Below are 14,056 nucleotides of genomic sequence, written 5' to 3' on the forward strand. Positions count from 1 at the left end.
TGGGTGGGTAATGTGGTCGATCAGGCGCCGGTCATGCCGCGCCGCGTCCTCCCTATCCTTGCCGCCGTTCTGCTGCCAGTCCTTTGCGCCTGCGATGCGACCGACGGCGCGGGCCTGCCGCCCCCGCCTTCCGCCGAATCGATGGCTGCGCTGGCCAAAGGGGACATCGGCGCATCGCGCGAAAACCTTGCCCGCGCCATCGACGGCGTGTTCGCGCAAGAGGCTGGCGAGACCCGCGCATTGATCGTCATGCACGGCACCAGAATCGTGGCCGAACGCTATGGCGAGGGATATGCAGACGACACGCGCTTTGTCGGCTGGTCGCTCACCAAGACGGTGACCGGCGTCGTCATCGGCATGCTGATCGCAGACGGTTCGCTGGCGCTGGACCAGCCCGCCCCGCTGCCCCGCTGGCAACGCGGCGGCGATCCGCGCGCGACGATCACCGTACGCGAACTGCTGCAGATGCGATCCGGCCTCAGGCACGAAGAGGTGGGCGAACCGAACTACACCGGCGACACGCCGCGCATGCTCTACCTCGACGGGCGGGACGACATGGCGCACTACGCCGAAACCCAGCCACTCGATGCCGATCCGGGAAAGGACTGGAACTATTCCAGCGCGACGAGCGTGATCCTGTCCGATGTCGCGACACGCGCGCTGACTTCATCGGAAAAACCGGCGGAACGGCAGGCCGCCATGGCCGGATACCTCCACGAACGGCTGTTCGGCCCGCTGGGCATGACCAGCGCGGTGCCGGAATTCGATGCGCGCGGCACGTTCATCGGCGGATCGATGCTTCACGCCACGGCGCGCGACTGGGCGAAATTCGGCGCGATGCTGCGCGACAGCGGCCTTGCCGAGAACCGCGTGCGGGTGATTCCGCGCAGCTGGGTCCGCTTCATGATCACGCCAAGCCCTGCAGATCCCGCCTATGGCGCACATCTATGGCTGAACCGCACCCGCCCCGAAGGGCGCGAGCCGGTGCTGTTTCCGGGCAAGGCGTCGGACCGCGTCTTCGCGATGCTGGGCTTTCGCGGGCAATACGTGGTGATCTCACCCGAACAGGATCTGGTGATCGTCCGGCTTGGCGATACGCGCGGTGAAGAGGCGGAAAGCCGGTTGCGGGAGGCGATGGCAACGCTCCTCTCCCGCTTTCCGAAAGCTCAGTAGCGGAACAGCCCCTCAAGGATCGTGACGCACTGCCCGCCAAGCCACGCCGTCCCGCCATCCAGCCGGCAGGTCAGCCTGCCGCCGCGGCGTGAAGCCTGAAACGCGGTAAATTCGTCGCGCCCCAGCCGCTTTGCCCAGAACGGCGTCAGCGCCGCATGGGCCGATCCGGTGACGCTATCCTCGTCCACGCCCGCGCCGGGCACGAATACGCGGCTGACGACATCGGTGTCGTGCCCGGGTGAAGTGCAGATGAACTGGTCGTCGCCCAGCGCTCCCAGTGCCTTCATGTCCGGGGCAAGCGCGCGCACGGTCGCTTCATCCGCGAACAGGAAGATGCCGTAGCGATCGGGCGAACGGTTTACGGCAATCGGCGCGACACCCAGCGCGGCAACCGCCTGCGGGTATTCGCCCGGCTCCGTGGGAATCGCGGGCAGGGCAACTTCGTACTCCCCGTCCTTGCGCCGCACGGTCAGGACACCGGCCTGCCGCGTCAGGAAACGCACTGCCTCTCCGCCGTCGCGGGTTAGCAGGACGTGCCCCGCCGCCAGCGTCGCATGGCCGCACAGGCGAATTTCGCAGGCAGGTGTGAACCATCGCAACTGCCAGTCCGCATCCGCACCGTCATGCGGCACGAGGAAGGCGGTTTCCGCGAAATTGTTCTCCTCCGCGATGCGCTGCAAAGTCGCATCGTCCGGAAAACCGCCATCGTAGACCATCACCGCCGCCTGATTGCCGGCAAAGGGCGCGGGCGCGAAGGCGTCCACGTGCCAATAGGGAACGGCAGGCACGGCTCAGGCTTCCCGCGCAGCTTCCGGGCGGATCAGGGTGCCATCGTCCTTAACGTCCGCTCCCACACCTTCGGTCAGCAGGTCGACCGGCACTCCGACGTCGGGTTCGACATGCCCTTCCGGGTCGGTGTGAATCAGGAACTCGGTATCGGGAAATTCGGCCAGCAGCTTCGCTTCGATCTCGTCCATCACGTCGTGCGCCCGCGCCACGGTCATGTTCGCATCAACGGTAATGTGAAACTGCGCGAAATCGCGCGATCCGGCGGTGCGGGTGCGCAGATCGTGCAGCCCGTGCAGTTCCGGATTGTCGCGAATGGTGTCCAGCAGACGCTGCCGCTTTTCCGGTGGCCATTCCCTGTCCATCAGGTTGTCGATCGCGTGCTGGCTGGCGGCAAGCGCATTCCAGCCAAGCCAGCCCGCGATGCCCAGCGCGAACAGCGGGTCCGCACCGGTCAGCCCGGCATACTGGTCCAGTGCCAGCGCCGCGATGACGCCAAGGTTCAGCAGGATATCCGACTGGTAATGCACGTGATCGGTCTGGATCGCGATACTGCCGGTACGGCGGATGACGTGGCGTTGCCACGCCAGCAGCAGGACCGTCGCCGCCATCGCGATCAGCGATACGGTAATGCCCATGCCCGCTTCTTCCACCTGCCCGCCGCCCAGCCACACACTGATCGCCCGCGCGGCAAGGCCGACGGCGGAGATTGAGATCAGCACCACCTGCACCAGTGCGGCCAGCGCTTCCGCCTTGCCGTGGCCGAAGCGGTGGTCGTTGTCCGCCGGGATTGCCGCGACCCACACACCGATGAGCGTGACGAGGCTGGCGACGAGATCGAGCGCGGTGTCGGCAAGGCTGCCCAGCATTGCGGTCGATCCGGTCTGGATCGCGGCATAGATCTTCAGCGCCAACAGCAACAGCGCCACCGACATGCTGGCGATGGCGGCACTGCGCGTCAGGTTGCCGCGCTCTGCGGCCCGTTCATGCGCCGACTGCGTAGGCGGCCCCTCTGTCACGGGTAGAGCAGCGTGCTGGCCCAGCCGGTCGCGCTACGCGTGAAACGGCGGCGTTCGTGCAGGCGGAACTGGCGATCCTGCCAGAATTCGATCGCTTGCGGGATAAGGCGATAACCGCCCCAGTGGGCGGGACGCGGCACGTCCTTCCCCTCGTAACGGCGGCGCACGTCTTCGAAGCGGGACAGGAATTCGCGCCGGTCGGCCATCGGGGCCGACTGGTCCGATGCCTGCGCGCCAAGCTGCGAATCGCGAGCGCGGCTGGCGAAATAGGCGTCGGCCATCGCGTCACTCACCGGCTCCAGAGGCCCCTCGATCCGGATCTGGCGGCGCAGGCTTTTCCAGTGGAACAGCAAGGCGGCCTGCGGATTGGCGGCGATCTCGCTGCCCTTGCGGCTGAGCTGGTTGGTATAGAAGACGAAACCGCCCCCCTCACCCAGATCGGCGCCATATCCCTTCAGCAGGACCATGCGGACGGATGGTGCGCCGCTGGTGCTTGCGGTGGCAAGCGCCATTGCGTTCGAATCGTTCGGTTCGCTTTCGCGCGCTTCGGCATACCATTCGTCGAAAAGACGGAAGGGATCGCCGGTGGGGATTGCATCTTCGGCCAGGAGTTCGGGTTCCACGTGCAGCCAGTCCGGTAATTTGAAGTTCGTGACGATTTGGACGGAGAGCCGAAACAACCCCCCGTTCCATCAACATAGGCACTGCCCAGTTGTTGCGCAAAGCGCAAACGCTACCTAGCTATTCGCTCATGGCCGATCCCTATTCGATCCTTGGCGTCACGCGCACCGCAAGCGAGAAGGACATCAAGTCCGCCTATCGCAAGCTGGCGAAGGAGCTGCACCCCGACCGCAACAAGGACAATCCCAAGGCGGCGGAGAAATTCTCCGACGTGACGAAGGCGTACGACCTCCTGTCCGACAAGGACAAGCGTGCGCAGTTCGATCGCGGCGAAATCGACCTCGACGGCAATCCGCAGATGCCCTTCGGCATGGGTGGCGGTTTCGGCGGGGGCAGGCGGCCCGGCGGCGCTGGTCCTGGTGGGCGCGGTTTCGGCGGGGGCGAGGAAGTCGACCTGTCGGACCTGTTCGAAGGCATTTTCGGCGGTGGCCGCGGCCAGCGCGGCGGCCCCGGTGCGGGCGGACCGTTCGGCGGCATGGGTGGCGGAATGGGCGGCGGCCCGCGTCGTCCCCCGCCAAAGGGCGCGAGCGTGCAGTACCGGCTGGCCGTGACGCTGACCGACATCGCCAACCTCTCGCCCCAGCGGATCACCTTGTCCGATGGCAAGACGATCGACCTGAAACTGCCCAACGGGGCGGAAGACGGCACCCAGATGCGCCTGTCGGGCAAGGGGGAGCAAGGCCCCGGCGGTGCGGGCGATGCCATCGTCACGATTGTCGAAAAACCGCACGCCTTCTTCCGTAGGGATGGCGACGATGTGCGCCTCGAACTGCCCGTCACGCTGGACGAGGCGGTGAACGGCGCCAAGGTGAAAGTGCCCACCACCAGCGGCGCGGTCATGCTGACTGTTGCGCCCGGCAGCTCCTCGGGCAAGGTCCTGCGCCTGAAAGGCAAGGGTTTCACGCGCAAGGACGGCAGCCGCGGCGACCAGCTCGTCACGCTGGAGATCGACATTCCCGAATCCGATACCGACCTGAAGCAGCGGCTGGACGGCTGGAGCGACGGCAGAACCGTCCGCGCGAAGCTGGGCGTGTGAGCGTTCCGCAAACCCCGAAGCTGCCGGACAGGGCGGCGTGAAGCGACGGATAAAGCTGCATTTTCACCGGGTCCGGTCCGAAATCGGCCCCGGCACCCGCACATTCGCGATTCTGAAACGCGTGGCGCTGGGCGCATGGGAAGACGGGTTCATCCATGCTGGCAACCTTGCCTACATGGCGATCCTGTCGCTGTTTCCGTTCTTCATCGTTGCCGCCGGCGTGTTCTCCCTGCTGGGCGATGCCGCTGACCGTACCGCCGCGATCAACGCGATCCTGCTGGCCGTGCCGCGCGTCGTGGCCGAAGTGGTGGAGCCGGTGGCGAGGGACGTGGTTTCCTCCCGCACCGGCTGGCTGCTGTGGGCCGGAGCGCTGTTCGGGCTGTGGACCGTGGGCAGCCTGATCGAAACGATTCGCGACATCCTGCACCGCGCCTATGGCACGAAACCCAGTTCCAGCTTCCTGCGCTATCGCATGCTGTCGGTCGCGGTGATCATCGGGTCGATCATCCTGCTCATGATGTCGCTTTCGGCACAGATCTACATCACCGCCGCGCAAGAGGCGATTGCCGCGTGGTTCCCCGATGCCGCCGACAAGGCGACGACGCTCTCGCTGTCGCGCATCCTGCCCGCGTTCGGCCTCATGCTCTCGCTCTGGCTGCTGTTCCTGACGCTGACGCCGCGCAAGTATCGCGATTCGCGCTATCCGAAATGGCCGGGCGCGCTGTTCGTCACCGGCTGGTGGATGCTGGTGACGATGGTCCTGCCAATCGTTTTGCGCACCCTGTTCGCCTATGACCTGACATACGGAAGCCTTGCCGGGGTGATGATCGCCCTTTTCTTTTTCTGGCTTGTCGGGCTAGGGCTCGTCGTGGGCGCAGAACTGAACGCGGCGCTGGCTACCGAGCCTGCTGTCGGCGACGAACACAACAGGGAATCCGATGGCGAAACCGCCACGGCAGGTCAGGAATGAGTGCATAAGATGGACGAACAGGCTATCCCCACCGGTACGCTGATGCAGGGCAAGCGCGGGCTCATCATGGGTCTGGCCAATGACAAGTCGCTCGCCTGGGGCATCGCCAAGGCGCTTCGTGCGCAAGGCGCGGAACTGGCGTTTTCCTATCAGGGCGAGGCTTTGGCCAAGCGCGTGCGTCCGCTGGCCGAAAGCCTTGGCAGCGATTTCCTGCTGGAATGCGACGTGTCAGACATGGACGCGCTCGACACCGCGTTCGAAACGCTGGCGGCGCGCTGGCCCACGATCGACTTCGTGGTCCATGCCATCGGCTTTTCGGACAAGAACGAGCTGCGCGGCAAATATGTCGACACCAGCCTCGAAAACTTCCTGATGACGATGAACATCTCGGCCTACAGCCTTGTCGCCGTTACCAAGCGTGCGGCGGCGATGATGCCCGATGGCGGATCGATCGTGACGCTCACGTATTACGGCGCGGAAAAGGTCGTGCCACACTACAACGTCATGGGCGTGGCGAAGGCTGCGCTGGAAACCAGCGTGCAGTATCTTGCCAACGATCTTGGCCCGCAGAACATCCGCGTCAACGCGATCTCGGCTGGGCCGATCAAGACGCTGGCAGCCAGCGGCATCGGCGATTTCCGCTACATCCTGAAATGGAACGAGCTGAACAGCCCGATGCGCCGCAACGTCACGATCGAGGATGTGGGCGGATCGGCGCTCTACTTCCTGTCCAGCCTGTCATCGGGTGTGACGGGCGAAACCCATCATGTCGATTGCGGCTACCACGTCATCGGCATGAAGCAGGAAGACGCGCCCGATATCGCGCTGAGTTAAACGCGCGCTTCACGACACGAAAAAGGGGCGCGGAGATCGTATCCGCGCCCCTTTTTGCATGATTTCAAACTTACTGGGCCGGATCGGGCAATGGCGTGGCATCCGCATCGCCGGCGGCTGCTTCCTGCGCCTTGCGACGGGCCTCGTACTCGGCCTCGATCGCTTCGACACGCTGCTGATCCAGCCGCGCAGTCTCGTCGATTTCGGAAAGACGTTCGGCCCGCGCCTCTGCCACCAGCTTGCCCATCTGCACATCGGAACTGTTGCGCTTTTCGGCATAGGCCTGATCGATTTCGGCCAGCGAGCAACCGGTCTGCCCCTCGGCACCGACGGTATTGCAACTGCCCGCGCCGGTCGCGCCGACGTTGCGGTTGGCCGCAACGCGTTCGGCCCATGCCTCGTTCTGCTTGGATTCGCTCTGCCGCAGGTTCTGCGGAATGCGATAGGGATCTTCCTGCCGCACGCAGACGGTGATCTGGTCCGCGGTGGAGGGCGGGCATTCCTGATCGCCATAGACGATGACCTGGTTCACCGGCACATCCGCTTCCTGCGCGGCGGCGGGGGCTGCGAAAAGCAGCGCGGGGCCGAAGGTGCCAACGGCTGCCAGTGCGGTGGTGAGCATACGGGTCATGCTGTCTTGCGCCTCCTTAAGCGCGGGTTGTGTTCGGCCAATATAGGGCTGTCGTGCACTGAATGACAGGTGAAGCGCGCCCTTGGCCCTTCAGATTCGTTTCGAAATAGCAATCGCCGCGCGGCAGCCCAGCCTGATCGCACCCGACAGCAGCGGATAGGCAGGTGCCCGTTCCGCCCCTGCGGCAAGCGCGGTTTCGCGATGCTCCCGCTCGTCCTCGCGGAATTCGCGGATCATGTCGCCCAGTTCCTTGTCATTGTCGCCAAGGGTGTCGAGCTGCTTCGTATAGTGCCGGTCGATCTCTTCTTCGACTGCGGCGGTGCAGGCCATGGCCGCTTCCGGCCCGATCAGCGCCGTTGCCGCGCCCAGTGCAAAGCCCGCCACGTCCCAGAAGGGCTGCAGCGCCGTGGGGCGCACGCCGCGTTCGTTCATCAATACGTTGAAACGGTGGAGATGGTCTGCTTCCTGCAGCGCCATCGCGGAAATATCGCCCGCGCCGGGTGCGCGGTCACCCATCACCGCCAGTTGCCCGGCATAGATGCGCGTCGCCCCGAACTCCCCCGCCTGATCGACGCGGATCATCTGTTCGATCGTCTCGGTTCCGGGAGTTTCTCTGCTCATGCTTTATCCAACGCGCGAATTGCCGGTCCGTGCCGAAAGCACCAGAACGACGATGCCAGCCGTGGCGGAAATCAGGAAATTCCAGCCCGCCATCGAAATGCCGAACAGGCTCCACTGCACCTCGTCACAACGCACCGTCGGTGCGCCCATGATCGCGTCCAGCGCCGACTGCCCTTCGCCGACGGAAAGCGCGGTGCACTGCGTGAACCCTTCCCACCAGCCGTATTCCACACCGGCGTGAAAGGCGCCGATCAGGCCGGACACGAGGATCGCCACGCCCGCCAGCCGCACCAGCCATTTCGTCACCGCTTCGGTGCCGACCATGAAGGCGAGAACAGCAAATCCCAGTGCCGCATAGTGGGCATAACGCTGCCACCAGCACATCTCGCAGGGGTAGAGCCCGCCGAAATATTCGAAGGAATAGGCCCCCGCCAGCAAGGCCGCCGGAACGGCCAGCGCGATCAGGCGCGCGCGGGAAAGGCTGTCTGTCATCGCTGGTCTTGCCCCCGCAAGCTAATCAGTTCTTCGCCACCGCCTTGACCGGCAGCTTCGCAAGGCGCGTGTTGCGAAGCGTGTCTATCGCGTAATGCAGCTGGAAATCCTCGATCCCCTGCTTCTCCAACTCTTCCGGCGTAATCTGGAAGCGCGGGTCGTCGATCTTGTCACGCTCAAGCTCCCGATCGTCGAGATCCATTTCGTTGATCAGGTGCCCGCGCAGATCGGATTCGCGGATCGCGCGTTCGGCGCGCAGGCGTGCATCGGGGTCGGACATCTGCGGCACGGCGATATCCGGCTCGATCCCGCCTTCCTGCACCGAACGGCCAGACGGCGTGTAGTAACGCGCAGTCGTCAGCTTCAATGCGGAATCGTTGGTTAGCGGAACCAGCGTCTGCACGCTGCCCTTACCGAAGCTGCGTTCTCCCATGACGAGGGCGCGGTGATGATCCTGCAACGCGCCTGCCACGATTTCGGATGCGGAGGCAGTGCCCGCATCGATCAGCACGATGATCGGAACGCCGCGCGCGATATCGCCGGTGCGCGCGACATAGCTTTCGTTGTCGCGGGCGAAACGGCCGCGCTGGGACACGATCTGCCCCTTGTCGAGGAAAAGGTCGCTCATCGCCACAGCTTCGTCCAGCAATCCGCCGGGGTTGGACCGCATGTCGAGCACGATGCCGTCGGGCGTACCGCCGAGATCCTTGCGGATGCCGTCCATCGCCTTTTCCACCTCGCGCCCGACGTTGGCACTGAACGAGGATACGGTGATCACGCCGATCCGGCCGTCGATGGAATATTCCACCGGGCGCAATTCGATGATCGCGCGTTCGACACTAACGTCGAAGGGTTCGTCGCGGCCCGGGCGATAGATGGTAAGCGCGATGCTGGTGCCCGGCTTCCCGCGCATCTGTTCCACCGCCTCGTCCAGAGAGCCGCCGTAGATCAGCTTCCCGTCAAGGTGCGTGATATAGTCGCCCGCCTTGATACCGGCATTGTCGGCAGGGGTGCCGCGCGTCGGCGCGATGACCTTCACCACGCCGTCTTCCATCGTGACCGACAGGCCAAGGCCGCCGTAGTTGCCCTCCGTCTGGGTGCGAAGGCTGTCGAACGCGGTGGCATCCAGATAGGCCGAATGCGGGTCGAGACTGGCGAGCATGCCGTCGATCGCGCCGCGGATCAGCTTTTCATCATCCACCTGATCGACGTAATTGGCTTGGATCCGTTGATAGATGACCATCAGCTTGCCGAATTCCGGCGCGCCGCGGCCATCCACCGCGGCCAGCCCCGCCGTCGTCGCGGGCAGCAGCGCCAGTGCGGTGACAAGAGCCGCTGAACGCATGAACGGCGCGATCTTCAGAGCCATGGGCAATCGGTATCCTGTATTTCGGACGGGCATCGGCGCCATCCGGTCGCGGGGGAATGTATAACCTAAGCGGGCTTAACGCCAGATGGCAGCAATTCGGTCCCGGTTCAGGGTTTCAGCGGGTGAACCGCGCGCTGCCCCTGCCGCAGTTCGTAAAGAATGGCCGGGTTCGCATCGGGCGCCGTGCCCACCGTTTCGCCGCGGCGAACCTTGCTTCCCACCTTCACGGTCGCGGCGGCAAGCCCGGCCAGCAGGCTGGTGCGGTCGCCGGCATGGCGCAGGATGACAAGCGTGCCATAGCCGCGAAACGGCCCGGCAAAGGCGACTTCACCGGCCAGCGGCGCCGTGATCGCAGCGCCGGGCGCGGGCACGATGGTCATGCCTTTGCTGCGTCCTCCGGCTGCATCCCGCTCTCCGAAACCGGCAAGCAGTCGGCCCCTTACCGGCACTTTCGGCGTATCGCCCGAAACGGTCTGCGCCTTGCCGGTGCCCGCCAGCAGCGATGGCGCGGGCAAGGCGGCAAGCGCCGCCAAGGTGCGTTCGCCTGCCCGTTCGTCGGCCACGAGCTTGCCGATCGAGGCGGCTTGCGCCCCGCGCAAGGTGGCTTCGCGCCGCGCGGCGCTCGCCTGTTGGACAAGGTCGCTGGCCGTCAGCCGGTTCTTCGCACCGAGTTCGGCCAGCCGCTCGCGCCGTTCGGCAAGGTCGGACCGCGCTCGTTCGCCATCGGCGCGGGCCGTCTCCGTCTCGTCCGCCAGCGTTCTCGCTTCCGACAGGTCCTTGCGCAGATCGGCGGTGCGCGTGGCGATCTGCGGTTGCAGCCCCGCCACCATCGCCCGCATCCGCACGAAATCGCGGATCGAGGACGGGCGCATGACCAGCAGCAGCGTTGGCCTGCGCGCCAGCCGCTGCAACGCGGCCATCATGCGCGACAGCGGCTTGCGGCTAATCGCCAGATCGTCGCGCAGCAAGGCAAGCCGGGTTCCGGCAGTCTCGGCACGGATCTGCGCGGCTTCCAGCCGGCTCTCCGCCTCGGCAATCTCTGCCGTCAGGCGATTGGCCCGCGCTTCGGCCTTCAATGCAGAGTCCTGTATCAATCGGGCCTGATCGGCGAATTGCGCCGCCTGCTTCTCGGCCAGCGCGCGCGCTGCCTCCACCTCGCGCAGGCGATCGGCATTGGTGGCGGCACCGGCAGCGGCGGGCAGCAGGGCTATCAGAAGGACGAGGGGCTGCCAGCGCATTACTATCCGGCCCGATGATAGGGATGGCCGGCGATAATGCTGGTCGCGCGCCAAAGCTGTTCGGCCAGCATCGCGCGGACCATCAGGTGCGGCCACGTCATCGGGCCGAAGCCGAGCAACACGTCCGCCTTTTCGCGCGCCGCATCGCCATGCCCGTCGGCCGCGCCGATCAGGAAGCGGGCTTCGCGCACGCCGTTGTCGCGCCAGCCTTCCAGCAATTTCGCGAAATCTTCCGACGACATCTGCTTGCCCCGCTCGTCCAGCAGGACCTCTTTCACAGGCGTCACCGGAGCGGGCACCGAGCCGCCGGTATCGGGCAGTTCGGTCCATTTCATCGGCCATGTCACCCGCTTGGCATAACGCGCCACAAGCTCGGCTTCTGCCGAACGGCCGATCTTGCCGCGAGCGATGACGTGCAGGCGCATGAGGGCCTGTTACACCGCTCGCTCAATTCACGTCCACCCGGCCTGCAGGTTATCCCTGCGCGGCAAGGCGGATGCGCGCGTGGTTAAGCTGTTCCGCCTTCGCCGAAGCCCCACATGCGTTCCAGGTTGTAGAACGTGCGCACTTCGGGGCGGAACAGGTGGACGATGACGTCACCGGCATCGATCAGCACCCAATCGGCTGCGGGCAGTCCTTCGATGCGGACCGGACCGAAGCCGTTCTCCTTCACGCGCTCGGCCAGTTTCTGGGCCATTGCGCCGACCTGACGGCTGGAGCGACCGCTCGCGATGACCATCTGGTCCGCGATGGAGCTCTTTCCGGCAAGGGGGATGGAGACGATGTCCTGCGCCTGGTCGTCGTCAAGCGACTGCAGCACCAGGGCGTGGAGAGATCCGGGCTCGGCATCGATGTCGGCGATACCGCTCGCGGATGTGGGAAGGCCGGACTTCTCCGGCATGGCATGGGCCGTATTCATGGGGTTGATGTAGGCTCCTTGTACTTGCCGTTCAACGGGCCATGCGACGAACAGTTCGCGCGCATGAACCTTTCCTGCACCGTGCAGGCAAAACGAAACCGGTATCTGGCTGATTCATGTTCGCTTTTCGCGACAGGCCTCAAGCCGGGTCTCCCGAAATCACCTTGCGGGTCAGCGCATCGCGCGGATTTGCCGCAAGAAAGGCTTCAGCCCAGTCGGGCTCTGCCTTGCGCCGGGCCGTGGCCGAGCGCGGATCGGGATCGAATGCCAGGAACACCAGTGCCGGTGCGCTCCAACTAACCCGGTTTCGCAATCTGGCTGCCGGTACCCGGTAAGGCCGAAGCCAGGCCGTGGCAGGGCTTGTCACGGCATGCGCATCATACCCCGGACGCGCGATTACCGCAATCGGCATGGCTTTCGCTATCCTCCGCCAATCCTTCCACAAATGGAACTGGGCAAGGTTGTCGCTGCCCATCAGCCACACGAACCGCCGCTTGGGATAGCGGCGCACCAGCGCCAGCAAGGTATCGACGGTAAAGACCGTGCCCAGCTCCCGCTCGATCGCGGTGACGCGGATCGGCGCGCGGCGTGCCTGTTTACGGGCAGAGGCCATCCGCGCGGATAGCGGCGCCATGCCCCGCTTCGGCTTCAGCGGATTGCCGGGGGAAACCAGCCACCATGCCTCGTCCAGGCCCAGCGCAGCCATCGCGAAAAGCGTGATGCGGCGATGCCCGCCGTGCGCCGGATTGAAACTGCCACCCAGCAGGCCGGTATGGATCGGCGCTGTCACCGCGGCATCAGGGCCGGCACATCATGGCCGTGTCTGGCCTGTCCCGCGTACTTGCCACTTGTATGTGGTCAGCCCCTCCAGCGCGACGGGGCCGCGCGCGTGGAGCCTTCCGGTCGCGATGCCGATTTCCGCACCCAGCCCGAATTCGCCGCCATCGGCGAACTGGCTGGAAGCGTTGGCCATGACGATCGCACTGTCGACGGCGTTCAGGAACTGCTCTGCCACGTTCGCGTCGGCGGTGATGATGGCGTCGGTATGCCCCGACGAATGCGCGGCGATATGCGCCAGCGCCTCGTCCAGCCCGTCGACCACTGCGACCGAAAGCACGGCCTCCAGATACTCGGTATCCCAGTCCTCTGCCGTGGCGGGCAGGATCTTGGGATTGAGCGCCTGCGCCCGTCCATCCCCGCGCAATTCGCATCCGGCATCGATCAGCTTGGCGACAAGCGGTTCCGCCTGCGGATAGGCGGCATCGATGAGCAGCGTTTCCATCGCGCCGCAAATGCCGGTGCGCCGCATCTTGGCGTTGAAAGCCACGTCCTCGGCCATGTCCCTGTCGGCAGCGGCATGGATATAGGTGTGGCAAATCCCGTCGAGGTGGGCGAGCACCGGTACCCGCGCCTCGGCCTGAACCCGCGCGACAAGGCTCTTGCCGCCGCGCGGTACGATCATGTCCACGCCTTCCGATGCGCGGAGCAATGCGCCGACAGCAGCCCTGTCCTGCGTGGGAACCAGTTGCACCGCATCGGCGGGAATGCCGCCTTCGGCCAGTCCCTTGCCGAATGCGGCCAGAATCGCGCGATTGGAATGAACCGCCTCGCTACCGCCGCGCAGGATCGTGGCATTGCCCGCCCGCACGCACAGCGATGCCGCATCGGCCGTCACGTTGGGGCGGCTTTCGTAGATGATGCCGATCACCCCGATGGGCACGCGCACACGGCTGAGCTGCAACCCGTTGGGACGCTCCGACCGGTCGATCACCTGCCCCACGGGATCGGGCAGGTTCGCGACTTGCTCCACCGCGTCGGCGATACCGGCAAGCCGCGCCTCGTCCAGCCGCAATCTGTCGAGCATGGCAGACGACAGCCCGCGCGCTTCGCCTGCGGCGATGTCCTTGGCGTTTTCGGCAATAATGGTTGGCGCGGCATCGCGCAGGGCCTGCGCCGCATGGCGCAGTGCCTCTGCCTTGCGCGCATCCGGCATCGCGGCCAGCACGCGCTGGGCGCTTCGCGCCTTGCCTGTCAGTTCGGCCATCAGCGCATCCATATCTACGAGAGCGCCTGCCTGGCCTGATTCGCTTTCGCGCACGGTAAGGTCCTGCTGCATTGTCATGACGGCAGCGCCTACCACCGTGACGGTATTTTGTCAGGGTATTTCAGGGCGGGTTCGGGCAATGTTGCTTCGTGCGGCCGATGCGATGTTTCGCACGATTTTTCGAATCTTGCCCAGAGGTGCCGGGACCTGTCTGGAGGCGCCTCACAACTCCTTAGAAAACTG

The 14,056-nt window shown here is 65.3% G+C and carries 16 protein-coding genes; 4 read left to right on the top strand and 12 right to left on the bottom strand.

Annotated elements, in window-relative coordinates:
• Nucleotides 1–33: 33 nt before the first annotated feature.
• Nucleotides 34–1,173 (top strand): serine hydrolase domain-containing protein, encoded by a 1,140-nt coding sequence (locus A7A77_RS13585; RefSeq protein ID WP_066559446.1) that lies wholly within the window; start codon nucleotides 34–36, stop codon nucleotides 1,171–1,173.
• Here A7A77_RS13585 and A7A77_RS13590 read toward each other — a convergent pair.
• From A7A77_RS13590 to pdxH, 3 genes are read right to left on the bottom strand one after another with little or no spacing between them, the layout of a single operon-like run.
• The gene (locus A7A77_RS13590; protein WP_066559309.1) at nucleotides 1,167–1,961 is read right to left on the bottom strand and encodes a PhzF family phenazine biosynthesis protein; all 795 of its coding nucleotides are present in this window, start codon (nucleotides 1,959–1,961) and stop codon (nucleotides 1,167–1,169) included. The genes A7A77_RS13585 and A7A77_RS13590 overlap by 7 nt on opposite strands.
• A gap of 3 nt (nucleotides 1,962–1,964) precedes the next feature.
• Nucleotides 1,965–2,978: a cation diffusion facilitator family transporter gene (locus tag A7A77_RS13595; RefSeq protein ID WP_281180029.1), complete on the bottom strand. Its 1,014-nt coding sequence runs from the start codon at nucleotides 2,976–2,978 to the stop codon at nucleotides 1,965–1,967.
• Nucleotides 2,975–3,601, bottom strand: a complete 627-nt coding sequence (pdxH, locus tag A7A77_RS13600; protein ID WP_066559312.1) for a pyridoxamine 5'-phosphate oxidase — start codon at nucleotides 3,599–3,601, stop codon at nucleotides 2,975–2,977. Before pdxH ends, A7A77_RS13595 begins: the two co-directional genes overlap by 4 nt.
• A 128-nt stretch (nucleotides 3,602–3,729) precedes the next feature.
• Between pdxH and A7A77_RS13605 the strand changes: the two genes are divergently transcribed.
• From A7A77_RS13605 to fabI, 3 genes are read left to right on the top strand one after another with little or no spacing between them, the layout of a single operon-like run.
• On the top strand, nucleotides 3,730–4,695 hold the full coding sequence (locus A7A77_RS13605; protein WP_066559321.1) for a DnaJ C-terminal domain-containing protein: 966 nt from the start codon (nucleotides 3,730–3,732) through the stop codon (nucleotides 4,693–4,695).
• 37 nt (nucleotides 4,696–4,732) lie between these two features.
• Complete coding sequence (locus A7A77_RS13610) at nucleotides 4,733–5,665, top strand: YihY/virulence factor BrkB family protein (protein ID WP_066559324.1); 933 nt, start codon at nucleotides 4,733–4,735, stop codon at nucleotides 5,663–5,665.
• A gap of 9 nt (nucleotides 5,666–5,674) precedes the next feature.
• A complete protein-coding gene (fabI, locus tag A7A77_RS13615; RefSeq protein WP_066559330.1) occupies nucleotides 5,675–6,499 on the top strand; it encodes an enoyl-ACP reductase FabI in 825 nt (274 codons plus the stop codon).
• Between the two features lie 70 nt (nucleotides 6,500–6,569).
• Here the strand turns inward: fabI and A7A77_RS13620 are convergent, their stop codons facing one another.
• From A7A77_RS13620 to A7A77_RS13660, 9 genes are all read right to left on the bottom strand, one after another.
• Nucleotides 6,570–7,130, bottom strand: coding sequence for a hypothetical protein (locus A7A77_RS13620; RefSeq protein WP_066559334.1), 561 nt, complete (start codon nucleotides 7,128–7,130; stop codon nucleotides 6,570–6,572).
• 90 nt (nucleotides 7,131–7,220) lie between these two features.
• Complete coding sequence (locus A7A77_RS13625; protein WP_066559343.1) at nucleotides 7,221–7,751, bottom strand: demethoxyubiquinone hydroxylase family protein; 531 nt, start codon at nucleotides 7,749–7,751, stop codon at nucleotides 7,221–7,223.
• 3 nt (nucleotides 7,752–7,754) lie between these two features.
• Nucleotides 7,755–8,243 carry a disulfide bond formation protein B gene (locus tag A7A77_RS13630; protein WP_066559346.1) on the bottom strand — a complete coding sequence of 163 codons (489 nt, stop codon included), beginning with the start codon at nucleotides 8,241–8,243 and terminating at the stop codon, nucleotides 7,755–7,757.
• Between the two features lie 25 nt (nucleotides 8,244–8,268).
• Nucleotides 8,269–9,612 carry a S41 family peptidase gene (locus tag A7A77_RS13635; RefSeq protein WP_082836138.1) on the bottom strand — a complete coding sequence of 448 codons (1,344 nt, stop codon included), beginning with the start codon at nucleotides 9,610–9,612 and terminating at the stop codon, nucleotides 8,269–8,271.
• Nucleotides 9,613–9,719: 107 nt separating this feature from the next.
• Nucleotides 9,720–10,850: a murein hydrolase activator EnvC family protein gene (locus A7A77_RS13640; protein ID WP_066559349.1), complete on the bottom strand. Its 1,131-nt coding sequence runs from the start codon at nucleotides 10,848–10,850 to the stop codon at nucleotides 9,720–9,722.
• A gap of 2 nt (nucleotides 10,851–10,852) precedes the next feature.
• Nucleotides 10,853–11,275 (bottom strand): 23S rRNA (pseudouridine(1915)-N(3))-methyltransferase RlmH, encoded by a 423-nt coding sequence (locus A7A77_RS13645; protein ID WP_066559353.1) that lies wholly within the window; start codon nucleotides 11,273–11,275, stop codon nucleotides 10,853–10,855.
• A gap of 83 nt (nucleotides 11,276–11,358) precedes the next feature.
• Nucleotides 11,359–11,769: a ribosome silencing factor gene (gene rsfS, locus A7A77_RS13650; RefSeq protein ID WP_066559356.1), complete on the bottom strand. Its 411-nt coding sequence runs from the start codon at nucleotides 11,767–11,769 to the stop codon at nucleotides 11,359–11,361.
• A 139-nt stretch (nucleotides 11,770–11,908) separates the two neighbouring features.
• Nucleotides 11,909–12,559: a nicotinate-nucleotide adenylyltransferase gene (locus tag A7A77_RS13655; protein WP_066559359.1), complete on the bottom strand. Its 651-nt coding sequence runs from the start codon at nucleotides 12,557–12,559 to the stop codon at nucleotides 11,909–11,911.
• A gap of 21 nt (nucleotides 12,560–12,580) precedes the next feature.
• Entirely contained in the window at nucleotides 12,581–13,885 is a 1,305-nt protein-coding gene (locus tag A7A77_RS13660; RefSeq protein ID WP_082836139.1) for a glutamate-5-semialdehyde dehydrogenase, read from the bottom strand.
• Between the last annotated feature and the right edge of the window lie 171 nt (nucleotides 13,886–14,056).

The organism is Croceicoccus bisphenolivorans (assembly GCF_001634625.1).
GTDB classification, from domain to species: Bacteria; Pseudomonadota; Alphaproteobacteria; order Sphingomonadales; family Sphingomonadaceae; genus Croceicoccus; species Croceicoccus bisphenolivorans.

Excerpts from the sequence above, each read along its gene's own strand:
- A7A77_RS13620 (WP_066559334.1), bottom strand. The coding sequence starts at position 7,130 with ATGACCCGTATGCTCACCACCGCACTGGCAGCCGTTGGCACCTTCGGC.
- fabI (WP_066559330.1), top strand. The coding sequence starts at position 5,675 with ATGGACGAACAGGCTATCCCCACCGGTACGCTGATGCAGGGCAAGCGC.
- rsfS (WP_066559356.1), bottom strand. The coding sequence starts at position 11,769 with ATGAATACGGCCCATGCCATGCCGGAGAAGTCCGGCCTTCCCACATCC.
- A7A77_RS13625 (WP_066559343.1), bottom strand. The coding sequence starts at position 7,751 with ATGAGCAGAGAAACTCCCGGAACCGAGACGATCGAACAGATGATCCGC.
- A7A77_RS13640 (WP_066559349.1), bottom strand. The coding sequence starts at position 10,850 with ATGCGCTGGCAGCCCCTCGTCCTTCTGATAGCCCTGCTGCCCGCCGCT.
- A7A77_RS13635 (WP_082836138.1), bottom strand. The coding sequence starts at position 9,612 with ATGGCTCTGAAGATCGCGCCGTTCATGCGTTCAGCGGCTCTTGTCACC.
- A7A77_RS13630 (WP_066559346.1), bottom strand. The coding sequence starts at position 8,243 with ATGACAGACAGCCTTTCCCGCGCGCGCCTGATCGCGCTGGCCGTTCCG.
- A7A77_RS13660 (WP_082836139.1), bottom strand. The coding sequence starts at position 13,885 with ATGCAGCAGGACCTTACCGTGCGCGAAAGCGAATCAGGCCAGGCAGGC.
- A7A77_RS13645 (WP_066559353.1), bottom strand. The coding sequence starts at position 11,275 with ATGCGCCTGCACGTCATCGCTCGCGGCAAGATCGGCCGTTCGGCAGAA.
- A7A77_RS13605 (WP_066559321.1), top strand. The coding sequence starts at position 3,730 with ATGGCCGATCCCTATTCGATCCTTGGCGTCACGCGCACCGCAAGCGAG.
- A7A77_RS13585 (WP_066559446.1), top strand. The coding sequence starts at position 34 with ATGCCGCGCCGCGTCCTCCCTATCCTTGCCGCCGTTCTGCTGCCAGTC.